The following is an 18380-nucleotide window of genomic DNA, read 5'->3' on the forward strand; positions in this document are numbered from 1 at the left end:
GTTATGGGTTAAGGTTGGCCTTCTCCGCCAGCAGCGCCGTAGATCTGGCCGGTAGAAAAGCTTGCGTCGCTTGCTGCTAACTGAACATATATGGACGCCAGCTCTGCCGGTTGCCCTGGACGTTTAAACACCGTTTGCGAACCGAAGTTCTTAAGCTTCTCCATTTTTGCGCCGCCGCTTACCTGTAGTGGTGTCCATATTGGCCCGGGGGCAACACCGTTTACACGGATACCTTTTGGCCCCAGCTGTTTAGCCAAAGACCGTATGTAATTGGTGGTAGCTGCCTTAGTTTGCGCATAGTCATACAGATCTGGTGTTGGATCCATGGCCTGAACAGAAGTAGTACCTATGATGACCGACCCCGGCTTAAGATTAGGCAAAGCAGCTTTAATGATCCAGAACGGGGCGTAAATGTTGGTCTTCATGGTCCAGTCAAACTGTTCGGTAGAGATGTCCAAAATGGAATCATGTGCCTGTTGCCTGCCGGCGTTGCTTACCAGAATATCAAGGCCTCCTAACTGCCGCACCGCGTCATCAACCAGCCGTTTGCAGAATGACTCCTCGCGCAGGTCGCCGGGGATGGCTATGGCCTTTACCCCCTCTTTCTTCATCAGGGCTATCACCTCTTGGGCGTCCGGTTCTTCGGTGGGGTAGTAGTTAATGGCTACGTCGGCTCCTTCGCGGGCGTAGGCTATGGCTGCCGCACGGCCCATGCCCGAGTCTCCGCCGGTTATGAGCGCTTTGCGCCCTTTAAGCCTGCCGGAACCTTTATAGCTGGTTTCGCCATGATCCGGTTTTGGGTCCATTTTGCTGGTTAAGCCGGGCCAGGGCTGAAACTGTTCTTTAAAAGGTGGTTTTGGGTACTTGTTTGCCGGGTCCTCCAGCGCCTGGCTTCCGGCATCATATGTATTATTGGATGTGCTACCCGCCAAAACGGGCGAGATGGCAACCGCAGCCAACGTTGTGCCTATGCCGCCTATCGCGGTTCTTCGGCTCATTTTATTGTTCTCTTCCATAGGTGTAGTTTATAAAGGCAACAAGGCTAATTGATTACATGTTTTGGAGGTAAATACGGTATTTGGGATGATAAATACGTGTTATGCCTGCCAAGGCAGGCAACGCCATGTTTGTCCCACGTGCGTGCGGGACAGTGTGAGACATGTTGGGACACTTATTTAAGTAACCTATTGTTATTTAAATATTTAGCTTTTTATGGTGGGACAAAGTGAGACTACTTATTCGTCAGGGAATTTAGCTGTAAATTCCAGCTAATTATCTTAAAATCAGTTGCTTGTATTTAGCCGGTTTTTTGTCCCAATTTTTAAACCTATTTCAGGATTAAGAAATACATGCTATAAGCCTCTCCCAATAAAAAAGTTTACCGGCCATCGCAACGTGGCGACGATCCGGTAAACACACTACAAATGCTAACAAGGGCTATTTGATATTCATTTTTGCTGCAATGGCCTTAATTTCCTGCAAATGCATTTTTAAAGTAGGCAGCGTTTCGCTTGCAAACATTTTTACATCGTTATCAGGTAAAGTTCCGGCAGCTTTTTCAAACATAGCCACATCCTTTTCATGGTCTTTTACCATCATTTGCACATATTGGCGATCAAACTCTTTACCGCTTGCATTGCTCAGCATGTCATCTTTCATGGGCGGCATGTTGGGTACGGTAATGGCTTTTGCCTTTACAATGCTCATTAATTTTTCATTCGCTTTTGAATGATCGCGCACCATGCGTTCGCCAAAGGCTTTCACGTCGGCGCTTTGCGCTTTGCTGGCAGCAAGCTTACCCGTGGTAACTTCCATCATACCGCCCTGGCTGGCTTTGCTAACAAAGTTAAGGGTGGCTGTATCTGTGGTGGCTTGCGTGGTAACCTGCGCTGTTGCACATTGGATACTTATTGCACCGGCTATTGCCAATAGATTGATTAGTTTTTTCATGGTTTAATAATTAAAATTATCTACGCGGGCCGCTACCATTACCGCTACCACTGCCATTACCGTTTGTACCGCTGCCGCTTCCGCCGCCGTTACCGGTTCCGCTGCCACTTCCCGTTCCGCTGCCGCTACCCGTTCCGCTGCCACTTCCCGTTCCACTGCCGCTGCCCGTTCCACTGCCGCTGCCACTACCGTTGGTACCGCTTCCGTTGCCATTACTGTTAGTACCACCGCTGCCGCTATTTTCTATACCGTTTACACCGCTGCCGCTTCCGTTAGCGCCGCCACTGTTCATTTGGCCCGCAGTATCAGTCCCCATTCCGGCGGTGTCTGTAGACATGTTGTCCATTGTGTTTGCCGAGTCGGCTGTGGTGCTGTCGGCATTTTCGCCGTTTTTGTTGCCAGAACAGGCCGTAACCGCCAGGCTAATTGCCATGGCTGTAGTTAAAAGTTTGAATCCGTTTTTCATAGTTTTAGATGTTAATTGTTAAAAAAGTTGTGAGTTATAATATGTTTGTGTCGTTGTTATCGCCTTCTTTTTTCAGCTGATCGAGCGACAGGTTAGTAATGCCGCCAAGTTCGGCGCCGCTTCCATCATCGCCGGGTTGGTCAATTTCGCTCCGGTTAGTTTGTCCGTCACCAGTATCCAAATTTTCATCTCCTGTACTCGGCTCGGTGCCCTGTTGGGTAGCTTCCTCCCGGGTACCTTGTGTTGATGCTGTTTCTTTCAGGCTATCCAGCTGACTTTCGTTATTAGCGCCTGAAATGATCTCATCGCCTGTGCGATTGTTTTGCGATGCCTGTTGTTGACCATTGTCGTTTTGCATGTTTTTCTTTTTTTAATCATTAACACGCTTTATTGCACCAAGGGTTTCTATTAAAATCAAAACGGGTAGTTTCCGAACCGGCGGCTGTTATAAAACGCATTTAATCAGGTAAATACCGTAGTTATACCTGCAAACACCAGGCTGATATCGCTGTTTTTATAATGAACAAACAGGAATTATCATCATGAAGATCAGGATTACAAAAGGAGCAGCAATAGCAGGCGTATTAACTTTTACATTAGCGTCATGCGATCCAGAAAGGAATAAAGCATCAGCAGGTGGATCTGCCGATACTGTGTTTACAGAAAGCGCCAAACACTTAGACAGTGCGCGCAGACAAACAACCATTGATACGCCCAACACAAAAAGGGACAGCACAACCAACAGTGGCAACGCCGACCCAAGCGGACGCGTAAAAAATCAAGGGGAGCATTAATTGAGTGGCTTGTATTGACTCACCCTGCTTTGCTGCATTAAAACTGTTCTTTTCAGCGTTGGCGGAGAAAGCGAGTGCGTCAGTTACTACAACTCCGCCGGCTCTTTAAGCGCCTGCGGATCTAAAGGCATACGTTCTGATGCTTCGCACCATTCATGGTCGGTTGTGATAGATTTGGCTACAAATATGCTTGCAAACTGTATAACGGCAACGCCAAGCAGGGCATAACGCAAAGCCGCCTGTTCACTTACGTTGCGCGAGATAATGATAAAGGCTACGCAACCAATTAAACGGCCCATATACAACCCCACCTCGTGGTTAAAAATATAGGCAAACTGGTTACGTTTTTCTTTGCCGGCCACACAATCAATAACACCCAATTGAATAGGGAAGTAAGCCAGATCAAGCAGCGGGCGCGCAAACACCAGGCAACCCACAAATATTATGGCGCCCAGGGCGTTGTATAGCGCCATGTTAATTGTTGCGCCTATTACAAACAGGCCAAGGCCCCCTGCAAATATTTTTAGTCGATGTTTTGGGCTGCTTTTTCTTCCCAAAAAATAAAGCATGCCCGCAGAGAGCAATGCACCGGATGATTGGATAGAGCCTACAGACCCTTCCTCGCCAACCAAACGCATAACCAGCATTACCGGCGCGGCAATTACAAAGCCCTGTGCTACGCCTTTTAAGGCAGCCAGGCCCGACATTTTTTTCCACAAGCGGTGAAAGTTAAAGTAAATAAAGCGGGCCGCGGGCGGGTTAGTATAGTTGCCCCTATGCACAATTATAGAGGCGGCTATAGTTAACACAATAACCAATGCTGTAAGTACATAGTAGGCCATATTAACATCGCCACCTAACCAGCCTAGCTTTTGCGTGGCTGCAATAAAGTAGCCTGCCATTAAGGGCATTATTATAGATGCTATTGTAAAAAAGAAGGTTTCAAGGCCATAGTAATAATTACGGTTATTGTTATTGGTTACGTTCAGCGCCAAAAAAACCCTGTTGGCCCAAAAAAAGCCATAAGATAGGCCCATTATAAAACCAATAAGCGCTACCCCGCCTATCTGCAACTCCGGCAGCACCATCATTACGGCCATATCTATCCCGCTGATGATCATCCCGATGGAATAAAGGGCCGCTATAGAAAAGCGCCTTAACAAAAATCCGTTTAATATAAACGTTACGGGGATGCCGGTGCCTTGGGCCAGCTGATAAACCATTACCAGGCTTACATCATTAGATTTTCTGATGATGTATGCGCCTAAAAACAGCTCAATAACCGGGATAACCAGTGCGTAAACCATGTTAGTAAGCAGCAGCACCCGCATTTGCCGCGACTGTGAGCAAAAAAAATTGTATTCGCTGCGTAGCTTACTCATTCAATAGTTGGGTTAATACATATCAAATTCAATTAACAAGGCCGCTTAATACCTGTTTTTGAAATAAATACCTGATTGAAATGTGGCAAATACCCAATTTTGCATACTGCATCATCATTATTTTGCTTTAATTGTTGCTTATAAATGGAAGACACTTTGCAAAAAATTATAGCCTTTGCAGACAAAGCGCACGACGCGCAGATGCGAAAATACACGCCTGAACGCTATATTGTCCATCCGGTACGGGTGATGAAGATCTGCCGTGAGTATACCGCTAACCCGGCCGCACTTGCCGCGGCTGTTTTACATGATGTGCTTGAAGATACCCAGATAAAGGCCGGCCAAATGTTAACATTCTTATACGCTGTAATGGATGCAGACACGGCGGTTGAAACCGTTAAACTTGTTGAAGAATTAACGGATGTTTATACCAAAGAGGCCTATCCGCAATGGAACCGCAAGAAACGCAAGGCAATGGAGGCGGAGCGCACGGCCCATACAAGCGCGATGGCGCAAACTATTAAATATGCAGATGTACTTGATAACTCAAAAGAAATTGCAGAATATGATCCTAATTTCGGTCCCCGTTTTTTAAAGGAGTGCCGGGAGTTATTGCAAAAAGCTGATAAGGGCGATGCCGTACTTCGGCAAAAAGCGCAAGCCGCTATTAACGCAGGTTTAAAAAAGCTATCTGTTAGATAAGATGAAGAAGGTAAAATGCTGATTAGTTAAAACACAGGCGGGTTATTGTTAAATTTTTATAAAAAATTAACCATTTATTTTATGATATTTGTGTTAGTACTTTTCTGCGACCAACTAATTTTTTGCTATTTATCTTACTGTTAAGCTTGCTTTTGTACCCCATTGCAGGCTGATACCAATGATATCCGTGGTGAACCTATAACCGGTTTACTTTTAATTCAACTGATCTTACTACCTGCGTAAGTACTATATAAGAAAATACTATGCCTGAAAAATCTGAAAAAAAAACCGGAGCCAAAGTCACACCAACTCAAAAAAAACACAGCGCGGGTAAGTCTTTCCCAATAATAGCCATCGGTGGCTCAGCAGGCGCTTTTTCGGCGTTCGAAAAGTTTTTCAGCCATATGCCGGCCGATAGCGGGATGGCCTTTGTGATAGTGATGCATTTAGACCCTAATCATAAAGGGCAAATTGGTGCTATCGTTGCCAATTATACATCCATGCCCGTTTTAGAGGCAACCGATGGTCTTTTGGTACAACCGGACCATATTTATGTAATACCGCCTAATAAAGACATGGGCATACATAACCGCAAGCTGTTGCTGCTTAATGCGGCTACGCCCAACGGGTTTAGGCAACCTATTGATTACTTTTTACAAAGTTTGGCAGAGGACCAATGGAACAAAGCGGTTTGCATCATTTTGTCTGGCATGGGATCTGACGGTGAAACAGGCTTGCGCATGATAAAGGAAAAGCTGGGTATGGCCATGGTGCAGGACCCGGAAACGGCACAGTACAACAGCATGCCAAAAGCATCCATAGGTACCAACCTGGTAGACTATGTGTTGTCTCCGGAAGAAATGCCGCTCAAGCTGATCCAGTACCTTAACCACCCGGTGTTGGCAGAGGAGCCCACCGAACAGGCACGCTCAGAGATCCGTAACTCTACCTCGGTTCAAAAAATATTGATGCTGCTGCGGTCGCATACCGGGCATGATTTTTCGCTTTACAAAAAAAGCACCATTTTAAGGCGGATTGATCGTCGTATAGCTTTCCACCAACTGGCTGATTATGTAAAGTATGTAAACTACCTGCGCGAAAACCCGCTGGAGATTGATGTTCTTTTTAATGAATTACTGATAGGCGTAACCAAATTTTTCAGAGACGGGGCAGCCTTTGACTCGCTTAAACAGAAGTTATGTCAGCTTATCCAACAGAAAAAAAGCAATGACCCTATAAGAGTTTGGATTGCAGGCTGTTCTACCGGCGAAGAGGCTTATTCTGTAGCTATGCTGCTGATGGAATGTATAGACCTTAACCCTAAAGTAAGAGCGCCCAAGGTGCAGATCTTTGCCACGGACCTTGATCCTGAAGCTATTGAGACTGCCAGAGCGGGCAGTTATCATCATAACATTGCGGCAGACGTTTCTGTTGAGCGGTTAAAGCGATTTTTTATAAAGACGGATGAATGCTATAATGTTCATAAAGATCTACGCGAAATGATAGTTTTTGCGCAGCATAATTTAATTAAAGACGCACCTTTTACCCGGCTTGATCTGCTTTGCTGCCGCAACGTTATGATCTATTTAACTACCGAACTGCAAAAAAAGATCATCCCTATATTCCATTACTCGCTTAACAACAAAGGCATAATGTTTATGGGCCCGGCAGAAACTATTGGCGGTTTTACCGAACTTTTTTCGTCTATCGACCCTAAATGGAAGCTGTTTGAGCGAAAGGACGGAAGCGCGGCGCTAAATAAAATGATAGATTTCCCTTTTCACGTTGCCAAACAACCTGCTTCACTGCTTCGCACTTATGATCAGGAAAAGTCAACAGTTAACAAAAAAAACTCAGTGGCCGACACCTTCAATAAAATCCTATTGGAGAATTTTACTCCAAACTCGTTGCTTATAAATGATAAGGGCGATATTTTGTACACTAACGGAAAGACCGGTAGTTACCTGCAGTTGCCTAGAGGCGAAGTGGCAATGAACATTCATAAAATGGTGAAGGAGGAGTTGAGATACGTACTGGGCAATGTGATACACCAGGCCCGCAGTCAGAAAGGTTTAGTGAGTATATCTGACATCAGGTTTAAAGAAGGCAACGAAACCAAATTGTTAACGCTGCACGCCAGCCCGCTGGATGAAAATAGCCCGCAAGGCTTTGTGCTGGTGGTAATAGAGGAAAAGGGAACTGTAAAAAAGAGCAGCAGGAAAAAGAACGGTGAGGATGGAGGCGAAAGCAGGGCCGCAGGCGAGATGGAAAAAGAGCTTGTTTATACCAAGCAGCAGTTAAGCAGCACCATTGAGCAGATGGAAACATCGTTAGAAGAGTTAAAATCAACCAACGAAGAATTGCAAAGCACTAACGAGGAGCTGCAAAGCACTAACGAAGAATCGCTGACAACGAAGGAGGAGATGCAATCGCTTAACGAGGAGTTAATGACGGTGAATATGCAGTATCAATCTAAAGCGGAGGAATTAAGCAGGCTGAACAATGATATGAAGAACCTGCTTGATGCCACCGAGATAGGCATCATATTTTTAAATAACAACCTGGAGCTGTTACGTTACACGCCGCCGATAAAAAAGATGTTCAATATCATCCCGAGTGATGTGGGGCGATCTTTGTCGGACATTGTATCCAATTTTGATTACCAGCATGTAGAAGAAATAATAAAGGAAGTAATTGACCGATTAGCCACCAGGGAGGTAGAGGTTAAAACCAAAACCGGCGAATGGTTCAGCGTTAGAATAATGCCTTACCGCACCATGGACAATTTTATATCAGGCGCGGTATTAACTTTTACGTTGTTAACCGGGTATAAAAATATGCAGTTCCGTTTACAACAACAAGGGCAATACCTGCAGACTGTTATACACCAGCTAAAGCAGCCCGCATTGCAGTTAGATCAGCAGCAAAAGGTTGCGGCTGTAAATCAATCATTCGCGGATACTTTTGCTGTAACCGAGCATGATATAAAAGGGAAGCACTTTGGCGATTACTGCCGCGATAACTGGAAGGCACCCGGCGTGTTAAAACTAATAGAAGAAAGTGAGAAAACTGCGGAAACGGTTTCTATGACCGTATCTGTGGGAGAAAAACGGTACGATTTTTCTGCTAATGAGTTGCGGGACGGTATTAACAACCAGGTGTTATCTACATTAATAACTGTGAGTGAATTGCAAAATTAAATAACGGTGAACAAAAAAAACGACGTGAAATTTGCCGGACTGCGTAAAACCGCTGAGGAGTCTTTTACGCGGTTGCAACCGCATGACAAACCTGCCGATGCAAAAGACGTAGAAGTTTTATTGCAGGAACTGCAGGTGCATCAAATTGAATTGGAGCTGCAAAATGAGGAATTATTGCGGGCCAGCGAAGAGACCGAATTAGAGCGCCTAAAGTTTGAAGGTATTTACAACCTGGCACCGGTTGGCTATTTTATTTTAGACCAGTTTGGCACCATTGAGGATGTTAACCTGGCCGGGGTAAGCCTGTTGGGCGCGGGTAAAGGAAGTGTGAGGGGTAAGCGGCTGCAAAGTTTTATCAAACCCGATGAAACTGACAATTTTTACCTGTTTTTTAAAGAATTACTGAGTAGTGATGAAAGGCATGGGAGCCAGTTTAAGTTTATAAATACGCACGGGGATGAATTTTATGGCTTGCTGGAGGGGCGTTTTGTTGGGTCTTTGCAAACCTGCTATGTAGCATTAGTAGATGTAACGGAGGCAATACTGGCACGCGCCAGCTTAGCCGAAACTAAAGACCGTTTGCAACTGGCGCTTGAAGCATCAGCAGCCGGCACCTGGGAGCTGCACATACCCGCTATGCGATTTTATCTGGATGAAATTAATACCCGCATGTGCGGCGCCACAGCATTTGATGGCACCTATGCCGGATTTATCCAATTGGTTCATCCGGATGATAGATATGAGGCGGATCAATACTTTCGCAAAGCCATTAATTCAGAAAGCGAGATAGACCTTGTTTGCCGGTTTAACGACGCGAACGGAAACCTTTGTGTCGCTAATATTCGCGGGCATTTGGTTAGGGGAGAGACAGATGCGGAAATGCGCTTCATTGGCATTATGTGCAACATTACCGAAAAGACAAAACTGGCAGAAATAGCTAAAGATGAAGAGGTGATGCGCCAGCAGGAAATTACCCTGGCTGCTTTAAAAGCAGAAGAGAAGGAACGTGTGCGCATCAGCGAAGCCCTGCACGATAGCGTTAGCCAACTGCTATATGGCATCAAAATACAGCTGAGCCAACTTAGCGGTCAGGATGTTCAGTCCACTGCGGCCAAGCTGCACCAATTACTGGATCTGGCTATTCAGGAAACCCGGAATATCTCGTTTGAGTTGGCCCCATCCATTTTAACTGATTTTGGCCTGGCTTCGGCAATTGTTGAATTAGCAGAGCGGCTTTCTTCGTCTAAAATGAAAATATCGGCTGTTTGCTCGGGCTTTTCTAACCCGCGCAACCTGGTGATGGAAAGTATGATCTTCCGCATTGTTCAGGAACTGATCAATAACTGCATGAAGCACTCGGGGGCCAGCGCGGTACAAATACAAGTTAAGAAAAACAAATACATTGATATAGTTGTAAAAGATAATGGGATAGGCTTTTTGCCTGCGTCTGATAAACCTACGCACGGTGCCGGTTTAGCCAGCATCAGGAACCGGATCAGCTTATATAAGGGAACAATGAGTATTGATGCCGCTGCCGGTAAGGGCACCGTTATCCGCATTAAACTGGAGGACAATGACCAATCAAAATAACGACACTGATATTAAATATATAATTGTTATAGGCGCATCAGCAGGGGGCTTTAAGGCCGTTACTGAGCTAATATCGCGCTTACCGCCTGATCTGCCAACGGCCATATTTATTGTGATGCATTTGGCGCGCTCATCATCGCCTGAGATCATCCGGCACCACCTGGAAAAGTTTTCTTCCTATGAGTGCCGCATAGCGGTGGATGAGGAAGAAATTCAGAAGGGTAAAATTTACCTGGCCCCCGCAGATTTCCACCTGCTGATAAAAAAAGACAGGATGAAACTAACCAAGGGCCCGCACGAGAACCGGTACCGGCCCTCTATTGACGCCCTTTTCCGCTCGGCGGCAGCTAATTATGACTCGCGCGTTATTGGCATTATACTGAGCGGCATGCTTGACGACGGAACATCCGGTATGTCTGCCATTAAGCGGAGCGGGGGTACTTGCCTGGTGCAGGACCCGCAGGATGCTACTTACCCGGATATGCCTGCAAGCGTGCTTAAACAGGTTGATGTAGATCACCGTGTGCCGGTTGCAGATATGGGCTACATTTTGGATGATATATTTACGCGGCCAAGCAAACCCCATGTATCCATTCCGGATGATGTGCAGTTGGAAGCGGATATTACCGAGCGCATGATAAGCGACGTTGACGAAATGGCAAAAATTGGCGAACACAGCAATTTTACCTGCCCCGACTGCGGTGGCGGGCTGTGGCGCATAAAAAATGATCCTATTAAGCGTTACCGTTGCCATACAGGCCATGTTTACACCGAAGGAACGCTTGCAGAAAAGCAGAATGAAGCGCTTGAGGAATCGCTATGGGTTTGCATTCGTATGCTGGAAGAACGCAGGAATTTGTTGATGATCATGGCCGGACGTACAGGTAGCAATGGTCAGACCATAAGCGATAGGGATGAGCATGGCCGCGCGGCCGAACTGCATATGCACATAGAACGTTTAAAAGAACTTTTAACATCTATCAGCAAAGATAAATATCCCAAAGACGAAGGATATCGGTAGTGTTAAAATTTAACAGGCATTAATCATGATAAGGATTATTCTGGCAGAAGACCACAACATTGTACGGGATGGCCTGCGATCATTGATAGCCGGGGAGCCTGATCTGGAGGTTGTTGCAGAAGCGATCAATGGGCAAGAAGTGGTAAAATTGCTGGAGGCAGGCTTGCCTGTTGATATCATCCTGACTGATATGAATATGCCTGTATTAAGCGGATTAGAGCTCACCCGCCTTATAGAAGAAAAATATCCTCATATTAATACCATAGTTATAAGCGCGCTGGATAATGAAAAATATGTCATCCAATCGTTTAAAGCTGGCGCAGAGGGTTTTGTATTAAAAAGTGTTACCACCCAGGAACTGCTTTTTGCTATCCGCCATGTTTTTAATGGCAATTATTACATCTGTTCAGAACTTACCACAAAATTTTTAAACCGCGTACTGACTATCCCTGAGCCTGTTGATAACCAGCTTATAATTGACGCACCTTTCTCCCAAAAAGAGGTGGAAGTTTTGACGTTATTAGCTGACGGGTTAACTAACCAGGAAATTGCCGATAAGCTTTTTGCCAGTAAAAGAACGGTTGAAGGTTATCGCGAAAGCATGATCAGTAAAACCGGCGTTCGCAACACTGCCGCCCTTATTCGCTTTGCTATGGCGCATGGCGTAATCAACTAAAAGTTACGTTATTGAATAATAAGAAATTTTTTGCTACTGATAAGAAAATCAGTATAGGCTCACCATTTTCCACCGTATAAATACGGTAACCGTAACTTTCTAAGGCCCTACCTTTACACCATTAACGGACCCCGCATGGAAAAAATATTGGTAATAGATAACGATCCTGCCATTTTAGATATAATGCAGGAAGCTTTGGGCTATGAAGGTTTCGAAGTGACTGTAGTTGAAGAAACGCAGGATATTTGTAAACTGGTAAAGGCAATCGACCCACAGTTGGTGGTTATAGATTATATGCTTAACGGCATTAACGGTGGGGAACTGTGTCATCAGATAAAGTCTTTTCCAGAAACGGACAAATTGCCGGTTATCCTTTTCTCGGCTTATCCAAGGGTGTTTAATTCATTAGGAACCTATGGCTGCGATGCTTTTATAGCTAAGCCTTTTGATTTATCGCACCTAATTGATCAGGTACAGGCGCTAATAAAATCCAATACAAACAAGCGAACGTTAGGAGTTATACATGAGTAATGCATCCGGCGTAAACAAAATATTTCTGGTTGGTTGCGTAGAGACAACGCCCAAAAAACATACAAATAATGGCGGTAATCAACGCATCCACTTTGTGTTAAGTACAAGTGAGGCTATTAAAAAAGGCAGCCAGCAAATAGAGCATGTAGAAATGCACCATGTATTTATTGATGGCCAGCATCAGGACATACATGGATTAGAAATTGCAAAGGGAGCAACACTGCATATTACGGGGAAAATTCAAACCCGCACGATAATAGACGCCGAGGGCGTTAAGCAATACAAAACCGAAATAATGATTCAACAGCTTACGCTTTTGCAAGTTCCTGTTGAAGCTTAATAATAAACCTCTTTTATGGTTGTTCGTTACCTGTGTAAACTGCTCCTTCAGTCGCACCACTGGCTATGGTATGCCTTAACGGCGTTATTGTTAACCGCGCTTGGCAGCTGCATCAATTTTTTCTATTTTGTTACTGAAGGGTCTGCGGTAACGGTATTAATTAATTTAACCGTTATATTTCTAAGCGGTGTGCTTGGCGGCTGGCGAACGGCTCTTATCAGTTTGATTTTAACCATCAGTTGCATTTGGCTGCACCAGGTTTATAGTGTAGATAGTATATATCCGGATAATTACACCCTGTCAGAGGTCGTGTTATTTTGCATGGTCGGGTTACTGATTGTTACGGTATTTCATTACTTACAGAAACTCTTAAATTCGGTAACGCAGAGCGAGGAGAAGTTTAGGCGTATAATAGATAAAAGCGCAGAGGGCTTGTTACTGTGTAACGCCGATGGACAAATTATATATAGCTGCGCAGCAGCCGGCCGCATGTTGTCTCTTGATGCGCCGGATTTATTGGAAAGATCATTTTTTGATTTCGTTGCTCCGGAGGATAATAAAAATTTCCGTTTCCAGTTTCTCCGCCTGCAGGTGCAGCAAGGCAACTCGTCAAAAATTGTACAAGTCCGTATCAAAAACAAAGACGGGGCGGTAACATGGGCCGAGTGCTGTTTAAATAACTTGCTTAATGATGATTTGGTAAAGGCGGTTATTATTCATGTGCGCAATATAACAGAACGCATGAATGCGCAAAAGCAGCAAGAAGACTTTGTGCATATGGCGGCGCACGAGCTTAAAAATCCCATTACCGCTATTAAGGGCTACTTACAACTCCTTAAGATGCAGTTGAAAAAGGAGGATAACGGCAAATACTTGAATGTGCAAAGCCGGCTTGAATTTCAGGTAGGTAAACTGCTCGGGTTGATTGATGATATGCTTAACGTTACCCACATTAAGGCAGGAGCATTACAGTACCATTTTGAAGAGTGCGACCTTCGCGAATGCGTTACAGAAATTGTAGAGGCCATAGGTACCACTACAAGCAGTCATCAGTTAAGACTAACACTGCCAGATCAGCCCGTAAAACTCACCATAGACAGAACCCGTATTGGGCAAGTGATAACTAACCTTGTTAACAACGCTATCAAATATTCGCCGGACGGCGCGAGTGTAGAAATTGATTTGAATACAGTTGATGGCCGTGCATTATGCCACGTTTGCGACCATGGTATAGGAATACCCGCAGATAAGCAAAAACGGATATTTGATAGATTTTACCGGGTAGATACCTTGCCACCGGGAAAATTTGACGGGCTTGGGCTTGGGCTATTTATATCGGCGGAGATAGTTGCCCGCCATCATGGCAAAATGGGGGTGGAGAGCAAAGAAAATGAAGGATCTGATTTCTGGTTTAGCCTGCCTTGCTGATCTCAATGCACAGCGTTTGTAAGCTTTTGAGCAATATAATTCATCACCTTATGATAAATATCAGAGACGATGGGTAACGAGAGCAATGGGATTAATAATATAGGAAAAGCAATTATTATCAGGTCATTTAACACGCTCTGATGCCATATTGGAAATCTAACCGAAAATGATTTTACTAAAAAGCCATGGAAAATATATACAGTTAAAGTCCGGGCTCCTAAGGCGGTAAAAAATATTTTTCTTGCCGGTGTTAATGTAATAACTGCAATCCCTATTAGCGCCGATACGATCATTAGCATTAAACGAATAAACAAGCCACTGCTGTTACTGTAGCCTGCAAAATGATAAGGGTCTGTCCAACCTATAATGCGATAATTGGGGTGATAAAAGGCCACAACATAGGCTATTGTGCAAATGGTAATTAAGCCTGCTACAGCTAAATATTTACGCTTGTGGATGGTATGTAATACCGATGATGAACAAACGGTACCTAAAACAAAAAAAGGTAATAACGAAAACGTTCTTCCTAATGATGCGGTGTTGCCGATAGCCGGACTGAGCCCGACAGCCAACGATATTGTGAAACAGACAATAACATAATGTTTAATAGTTTGTACCACCGGCAACAACAATTTCCAGCTGAAAAGGCTTAACAGGTACCAGAGGTGGAAAGTAGGTGACAGCAGGTCAAAATCTAATGTACGGGTATGAATGTTCTCTCTTAAATGCCAAAGAGAGCTGAAAATTATATAAGGAATAAGAAGCGTGGTTACCATTTTGTAAGCACTTATGCTGTTGTTTGATTTAGATAAGTAACCAGATAAAAAAACAAACACGGGCATATGAAAACTGTATATACATACAAATATGATCTCGAAATAAGCCGCCTGATGAATGTAAGGTTCTATAAAGTGGCCTATCACCACGCAGCAAATAAGAACCGATTTTAAATTATCAATTAGATAATCTCTATTAATGTTGTCAGTTTTCGAGATCACGACAGAGGTGTATTTGTTTTATAATTGAGGCGCAGCGCCCGGTAATTTGAAACGCTGAATTTGATTGACAAATAAGTAAAGCAGCATTAAAACGAACAAGGCATAAAAATTACTGCGGTATCTTATTGCTGAGCCGGGGTTTAAAAAACCAAAGGGATAGTGAATAAATAAAATACCTATAATGATTATGAAGTAGGTTATAAATATTGTTGGGTTAAACCTTAAGTGTTTTAAAATATACCCCGACCTCGGGAACACCAATAATACCAGGCAGATAATCATAACAATACTTTCTAATCCGGCGATCAGCTGCGCTGGTTTTGAAAGCATTTCAGAAAGAGTTGGGCCAAAAAAAGCGATGAACATGCCGTATGGCGCAGCATAAAAAAAGCCGTATGGCATTAGCCATGGCGCTTCGCTGCGGGTTGAGTGGGCCAGGTTAGGGTCACTGCTTCTAAAGTGAATTGCCATGCCTTTGGCAAGGCCATCAACCAGGTCTCGCAAGTAATAAAGTGCCAGAACGTTAATGGCGATGAACGCTATGCCGAGCGCCAACGGGAAATATTTTTTATCGCTAAACCTTTTTGTGATAAATAGAAATACAAACGCCTGCATAATGAATAACAGGTACTGCGGCTTAAAGATAGCGCACAGATATAGTGCTGCGTAGTCAATTAACTTTAACTGATATTGACCTTTAATTTTTTTGATCAATATAACGGCTATAACACAACTAAAAAAGCAGCCAACGGCTTCCTTGCCTAAAATGCTTGTCCATACGCCAAAATTGGGGAGCGAGAAAAGTACTAATACATAGGTAGCGTATGGGTACAGGTTCAGGCGGTCTACAGCATAGTACACGCCATAAAACGACAGTAACATAAAAGGCAAACACGCTAAAACATCTGCCCTAAAGATTAGCTTACATACTGCACCTAAAAACTGCATCATAGCAGTTGATGAGTAAAAAATTTTTGGCGAAAAGTATAGGGGAGCGTGAAGATAGTCGAAAGTATCGCCCAGTGTGGTTAAGCGGGAAAAAACAAATATGGCAAACACCATATAAAATAGCTTAATGCAAAAGTAAACTACCCATATATTACGGAAGTGGATTTTGCCTATCATAAGTTATTATAAAGCTGTTTCCATTTATCAATAACAACGGGTATTCCGTAATTTTCGGTTATATGTTTTCTGCTATTGCAGTAACAAAGCCATCCGGTTTGGCTAACGGCTACCATCGCCTTAGCCAAACCAGCTACATCCCCGTTATCAACCAGTTTTCCTATGCCGCCCATTACTTCCTTAACACCGCCGCAGTTAGTACTTATCACCGGTAGTTGCATGGCCATAGCTTCCGCTACAACCAGTCCAAACCCCTCAAATTTAGAGCTGAGAACAAAGCAATCGCTCATAGCCATTAATGCCGGTATGTCGTTTCTACGGCCTAAAAAAACCACCCTGTTGTTTAAGTTTAGTTCTACACTTAAAACTAAAAGTTTTCCCAGATCAGGGCCTTCTCCTGCTATGTATAGTAAGGCATTAGGTATTTTATGGCATACGATGGAAAAAGCTTTTAATAGATCAGGGTAATTTTTTTGGTAATGCAGCCTCCCTGCCGAAAAGAATACATAGGCTTCGTCGTCAACACCAAGATCCCTGCGAATCAGCTTTTTTTTATAATTAGTCGGATCAAATACAGCAGTATCTGTCGCGTTCGGTATAAAAGAAGATGTATGAGGGCTAAAGTATTTCTTTTTTATAAAGTGATCAAAGGCTTCCTGGCTTACATTCGTCGACCAGTCAACAACTTTCTTCACAAAGTGATAGCCTGCCATGAGCAGTCCGCTCCCTTCCCGAACATTGTGTGCTGTACAAATAACCTTGGTGTTTTTGTTAAACAGCTTAAAATATGCCGCAAGGAAATTAGCATGGATCATATGTGCATGCACAACGTCGGGCGTAAAATTGGTTGCCACCCGTTTCAATTTTTTGTATGCCGCCGGTATGGATTTAATGCTGGTTACATCAAGGCCATGCACTTCAATTCCACTTTCCACAAAATCCCGGGCCATCACGCCGTTTGACTCCATTGCCGCTACCAAAACAGTATTACCTGCAAGTTTCATTTCGCGGGCCAGAAGTAATAATTGCTTCTCGGCGCCGCCAAGCCTTAAACCCGTTATCAAGTATAATATCTTCATATCCTCACGGTCAGATTGTTGTTAGCAGCTTTTCCCACTTCTTAATGATACTTTCGATGTTATAATCTAACGCTCGCTTTAAAGCATTTGCACCCATTTCAATACGTTTAGCGTCATCATTTTTCAAAGACAGCAATGCTTTTGCCAATGCCTGAGTATTGTCTTTTGGTACCAATAGCCCCGTTTCATTATGCTTAATGATTTCTTTCGGTCCGGTTTCGCAATCAAAACTTACAATTGGCAAACCGAAAGTTTGCGCCTCCAGCAACACCATCGGAAAGCCCTCATATCTGGATGAAAGGCAATAGATACCTGCCCTGTTGAAATGTGGATATATTGCCGGTGTAGCGGGGATAAGCTTTACACTGTTTTTTAAGTTTAAATCCCTCACTTTTTGTTCGAGTTCTTGTTTTAACTCGCCCGAGCCTATAATGTGCAGTTGCCAATTGCCGGTATTTTTGGAATTTACTATATGCCACGCATCAAGTAGCAGGTCAAACCCTTTTTGAAGATTTAATCTGCCCACTGCAAGTACAACGAGCTCCCGGCTTGAACCAGCCTGAAGATCTGCGGGTATTGGCGGCGAAGGATTGTTGATTGTTATTACCGGCGCTTTACAAAGCTGGTTGTTGGTCCAATTGCTGTTGTCGGCATTGGTTAAGGTAATTATCGCGTCACTAAATTTACCGGCCAATTTTCTGGATAAAATTCTTGCAACTGAATATCTACCGGCATTGTAATTAAAATGCTCCCATACCAAATTCTTTATTTTCAAACCTACGCCGGCTACGGCTGAATAAACAAACAATGCAGAATCTACGTTTATCAGTACGTGGGGTGCGATGTTTTTTAGCTTTTGCCTTACTTTAAAAATAGTGGCCGGAATTAATATTTTGGAGTAACTTTTTTTGGTGTGGACATAAAGCGTAGTAACATTACTATCAAGATTAAAGAAAGGCTGGCCGGCATACATGCATAATATAGTCACCAAAAAGCCCGATTGCGACAGATGGTTAGCTATCTCTGTGCACACCCTTTCTGTACCACCGGCGTTGCTTAATGATGAAATAAAAAAACATATTTTCTTTTCTTTCATGC

General features: G+C 43.8%; 18 protein-coding genes. 9 read left to right on the forward strand and 9 right to left on the reverse strand.

The genetic code is table 11. The features are described 5' to 3' along the window. Nucleotides 1-8: 8 nt before the first annotated feature. The 4 genes from ACVW2L_RS02290 to ACVW2L_RS02305 form a co-directional block, all read right to left on the reverse strand. Nucleotides 9-1016 (reverse strand): SDR family oxidoreductase, encoded by a 1008-nt coding sequence (locus ACVW2L_RS02290; protein WP_457126333.1) that lies wholly within the window; start codon nt 1014-1016, stop codon nt 9-11. Between the two features lie 421 nt (nt 1017-1437). Then, complete coding sequence (locus tag ACVW2L_RS02295) at nt 1438-1950, reverse strand: DUF4142 domain-containing protein (RefSeq protein ID WP_457126334.1); 513 nt, start codon at nt 1948-1950, stop codon at nt 1438-1440. A gap of 16 nt (nt 1951-1966) precedes the next feature. Continuing rightward, nucleotides 1967-2416 carry a hypothetical protein gene (locus ACVW2L_RS02300; protein ID WP_457126335.1) on the reverse strand — a complete coding sequence of 150 codons (450 nt, stop codon included), beginning with the start codon at nt 2414-2416 and terminating at the stop codon, nt 1967-1969. Nucleotides 2417-2450: 34 nt separating this feature from the next. Next, nucleotides 2451-2774, reverse strand: a complete 324-nt coding sequence (locus tag ACVW2L_RS02305) for a hypothetical protein (RefSeq protein ID WP_457126336.1) — start codon at nt 2772-2774, stop codon at nt 2451-2453. A gap of 184 nt (nt 2775-2958) precedes the next feature. Here ACVW2L_RS02305 and ACVW2L_RS02310 point away from each other — a divergent pair, with 184 nt between their 5' ends. Continuing rightward, nucleotides 2959-3210 carry a hypothetical protein gene (locus ACVW2L_RS02310; RefSeq protein WP_457126337.1) on the forward strand — a complete coding sequence of 84 codons (252 nt, stop codon included), beginning with the start codon at nt 2959-2961 and terminating at the stop codon, nt 3208-3210. 86 nt (nt 3211-3296) lie between these two features. On the opposite strand, the gene ACVW2L_RS02315 is transcribed toward ACVW2L_RS02310, so the two are convergent. Beyond that, entirely contained in the window at nt 3297-4592 is a 1296-nt protein-coding gene (locus ACVW2L_RS02315; protein ID WP_457126338.1) for an MFS transporter, read from the reverse strand. A gap of 144 nt (nt 4593-4736) precedes the next feature. Between ACVW2L_RS02315 and ACVW2L_RS02320 the strand changes: the two genes are divergently transcribed. The 8 genes from ACVW2L_RS02320 (at nt 4737) to ACVW2L_RS02355 (ending at nt 14080) form a co-directional block, all read left to right on the forward strand. Further along, nucleotides 4737-5294 (forward strand): HD domain-containing protein, encoded by a 558-nt coding sequence (locus ACVW2L_RS02320; RefSeq protein ID WP_457126339.1) that lies wholly within the window; start codon nt 4737-4739, stop codon nt 5292-5294. Between the two features lie 263 nt (nt 5295-5557). Further along, entirely contained in the window at nt 5558-8494 is a 2937-nt protein-coding gene (locus ACVW2L_RS02325; protein WP_457126340.1) for a CheR family methyltransferase, read from the forward strand. A gap of 6 nt (nt 8495-8500) precedes the next feature. Then, complete coding sequence (locus tag ACVW2L_RS02330) at nt 8501-10084, forward strand: PAS domain-containing sensor histidine kinase (protein ID WP_457126341.1); 1584 nt, start codon at nt 8501-8503, stop codon at nt 10082-10084. Then, nucleotides 10068-11105: a chemotaxis protein CheB gene (locus tag ACVW2L_RS02335; protein ID WP_457126342.1), complete on the forward strand. Its 1038-nt coding sequence runs from the start codon at nt 10068-10070 to the stop codon at nt 11103-11105. Before ACVW2L_RS02330 ends, ACVW2L_RS02335 begins: the two co-directional genes overlap by 17 nt. Before the next feature lie 25 nt (nt 11106-11130). Beyond that, on the forward strand, nt 11131-11781 hold the full coding sequence (locus tag ACVW2L_RS02340) for a response regulator (RefSeq protein ID WP_457126343.1): 651 nt from the start codon (nt 11131-11133) through the stop codon (nt 11779-11781). Nucleotides 11782-11916: 135 nt separating this feature from the next. Beyond that, nucleotides 11917-12312: a response regulator transcription factor gene (locus tag ACVW2L_RS02345; RefSeq protein ID WP_457126344.1), complete on the forward strand. Its 396-nt coding sequence runs from the start codon at nt 11917-11919 to the stop codon at nt 12310-12312. Further along, a complete protein-coding gene (locus ACVW2L_RS02350) occupies nt 12305-12652 on the forward strand; it encodes a single-stranded DNA-binding protein (RefSeq protein ID WP_457126345.1) in 348 nt (115 codons plus the stop codon). Before ACVW2L_RS02345 ends, ACVW2L_RS02350 begins: the two co-directional genes overlap by 8 nt. 15 nt (nt 12653-12667) lie before the next feature. Then, nucleotides 12668-14080: a PAS domain-containing sensor histidine kinase gene (locus tag ACVW2L_RS02355; protein WP_457126346.1), complete on the forward strand. Its 1413-nt coding sequence runs from the start codon at nt 12668-12670 to the stop codon at nt 14078-14080. A gap of 2 nt (nt 14081-14082) precedes the next feature. Here the strand turns inward: ACVW2L_RS02355 and ACVW2L_RS02360 are convergent, their stop codons facing one another. The 4 genes from ACVW2L_RS02360 to ACVW2L_RS02375 are packed head-to-tail and all read right to left on the reverse strand — an operon-like array spanning nt 14083 to nt 18378. Next, complete coding sequence (locus ACVW2L_RS02360; RefSeq protein WP_457126347.1) at nt 14083-15078, reverse strand: acyltransferase family protein; 996 nt, start codon at nt 15076-15078, stop codon at nt 14083-14085. Between the two features lie 18 nt (nt 15079-15096). Beyond that, nucleotides 15097-16203, reverse strand: coding sequence for a hypothetical protein (locus ACVW2L_RS02365; protein WP_457126348.1), 1107 nt, complete (start codon nt 16201-16203; stop codon nt 15097-15099). Then, a complete protein-coding gene (locus ACVW2L_RS02370) occupies nt 16200-17282 on the reverse strand; it encodes a glycosyltransferase (RefSeq protein ID WP_457126349.1) in 1083 nt (360 codons plus the stop codon). The genes ACVW2L_RS02365 and ACVW2L_RS02370 overlap by 4 nt, the downstream gene beginning before the upstream one ends. Before the next feature lie 10 nt (nt 17283-17292). Beyond that, nucleotides 17293-18378: a glycosyltransferase family 4 protein gene (locus ACVW2L_RS02375; protein ID WP_457126350.1), complete on the reverse strand. Its 1086-nt coding sequence runs from the start codon at nt 18376-18378 to the stop codon at nt 17293-17295. Nucleotides 18379-18380 lie beyond the last annotated feature (2 nt).

This window comes from Mucilaginibacter sp. HD30 (assembly GCF_054061755.1).

Coding starts and splice junctions, on each gene's coding strand:
- ACVW2L_RS02325 (WP_457126340.1), top strand. CDS start 5,558: ATGCCTGAAAAATCTGAAAAAAAAACCGGAGCCAAAGTCACACCAACT.
- ACVW2L_RS02355 (WP_457126346.1), top strand. CDS start 12,668: ATGGTTGTTCGTTACCTGTGTAAACTGCTCCTTCAGTCGCACCACTGG.
- ACVW2L_RS02315 (WP_457126338.1), bottom strand. CDS start 4,592: ATGAGTAAGCTACGCAGCGAATACAATTTTTTTTGCTCACAGTCGCGG.
- ACVW2L_RS02290 (WP_457126333.1), bottom strand. CDS start 1,016: ATGGAAGAGAACAATAAAATGAGCCGAAGAACCGCGATAGGCGGCATA.
- ACVW2L_RS02310 (WP_457126337.1), top strand. CDS start 2,959: ATGAAGATCAGGATTACAAAAGGAGCAGCAATAGCAGGCGTATTAACT.
- ACVW2L_RS02375 (WP_457126350.1), bottom strand. CDS start 18,378: ATGAAAGAAAAGAAAATATGTTTTTTTATTTCATCATTAAGCAACGCC.
- ACVW2L_RS02305 (WP_457126336.1), bottom strand. CDS start 2,774: ATGCAAAACGACAATGGTCAACAACAGGCATCGCAAAACAATCGCACA.
- ACVW2L_RS02340 (WP_457126343.1), top strand. CDS start 11,131: ATGATAAGGATTATTCTGGCAGAAGACCACAACATTGTACGGGATGGC.
- ACVW2L_RS02320 (WP_457126339.1), top strand. CDS start 4,737: ATGGAAGACACTTTGCAAAAAATTATAGCCTTTGCAGACAAAGCGCAC.
- ACVW2L_RS02345 (WP_457126344.1), top strand. CDS start 11,917: ATGGAAAAAATATTGGTAATAGATAACGATCCTGCCATTTTAGATATA.
- ACVW2L_RS02335 (WP_457126342.1), top strand. CDS start 10,068: ATGACCAATCAAAATAACGACACTGATATTAAATATATAATTGTTATA.
- ACVW2L_RS02350 (WP_457126345.1), top strand. CDS start 12,305: ATGAGTAATGCATCCGGCGTAAACAAAATATTTCTGGTTGGTTGCGTA.
- ACVW2L_RS02370 (WP_457126349.1), bottom strand. CDS start 17,282: ATGAAGATATTATACTTGATAACGGGTTTAAGGCTTGGCGGCGCCGAG.
- ACVW2L_RS02295 (WP_457126334.1), bottom strand. CDS start 1,950: ATGAAAAAACTAATCAATCTATTGGCAATAGCCGGTGCAATAAGTATC.
- ACVW2L_RS02365 (WP_457126348.1), bottom strand. CDS start 16,203: ATGATAGGCAAAATCCACTTCCGTAATATATGGGTAGTTTACTTTTGC.
- ACVW2L_RS02300 (WP_457126335.1), bottom strand. CDS start 2,416: ATGAAAAACGGATTCAAACTTTTAACTACAGCCATGGCAATTAGCCTG.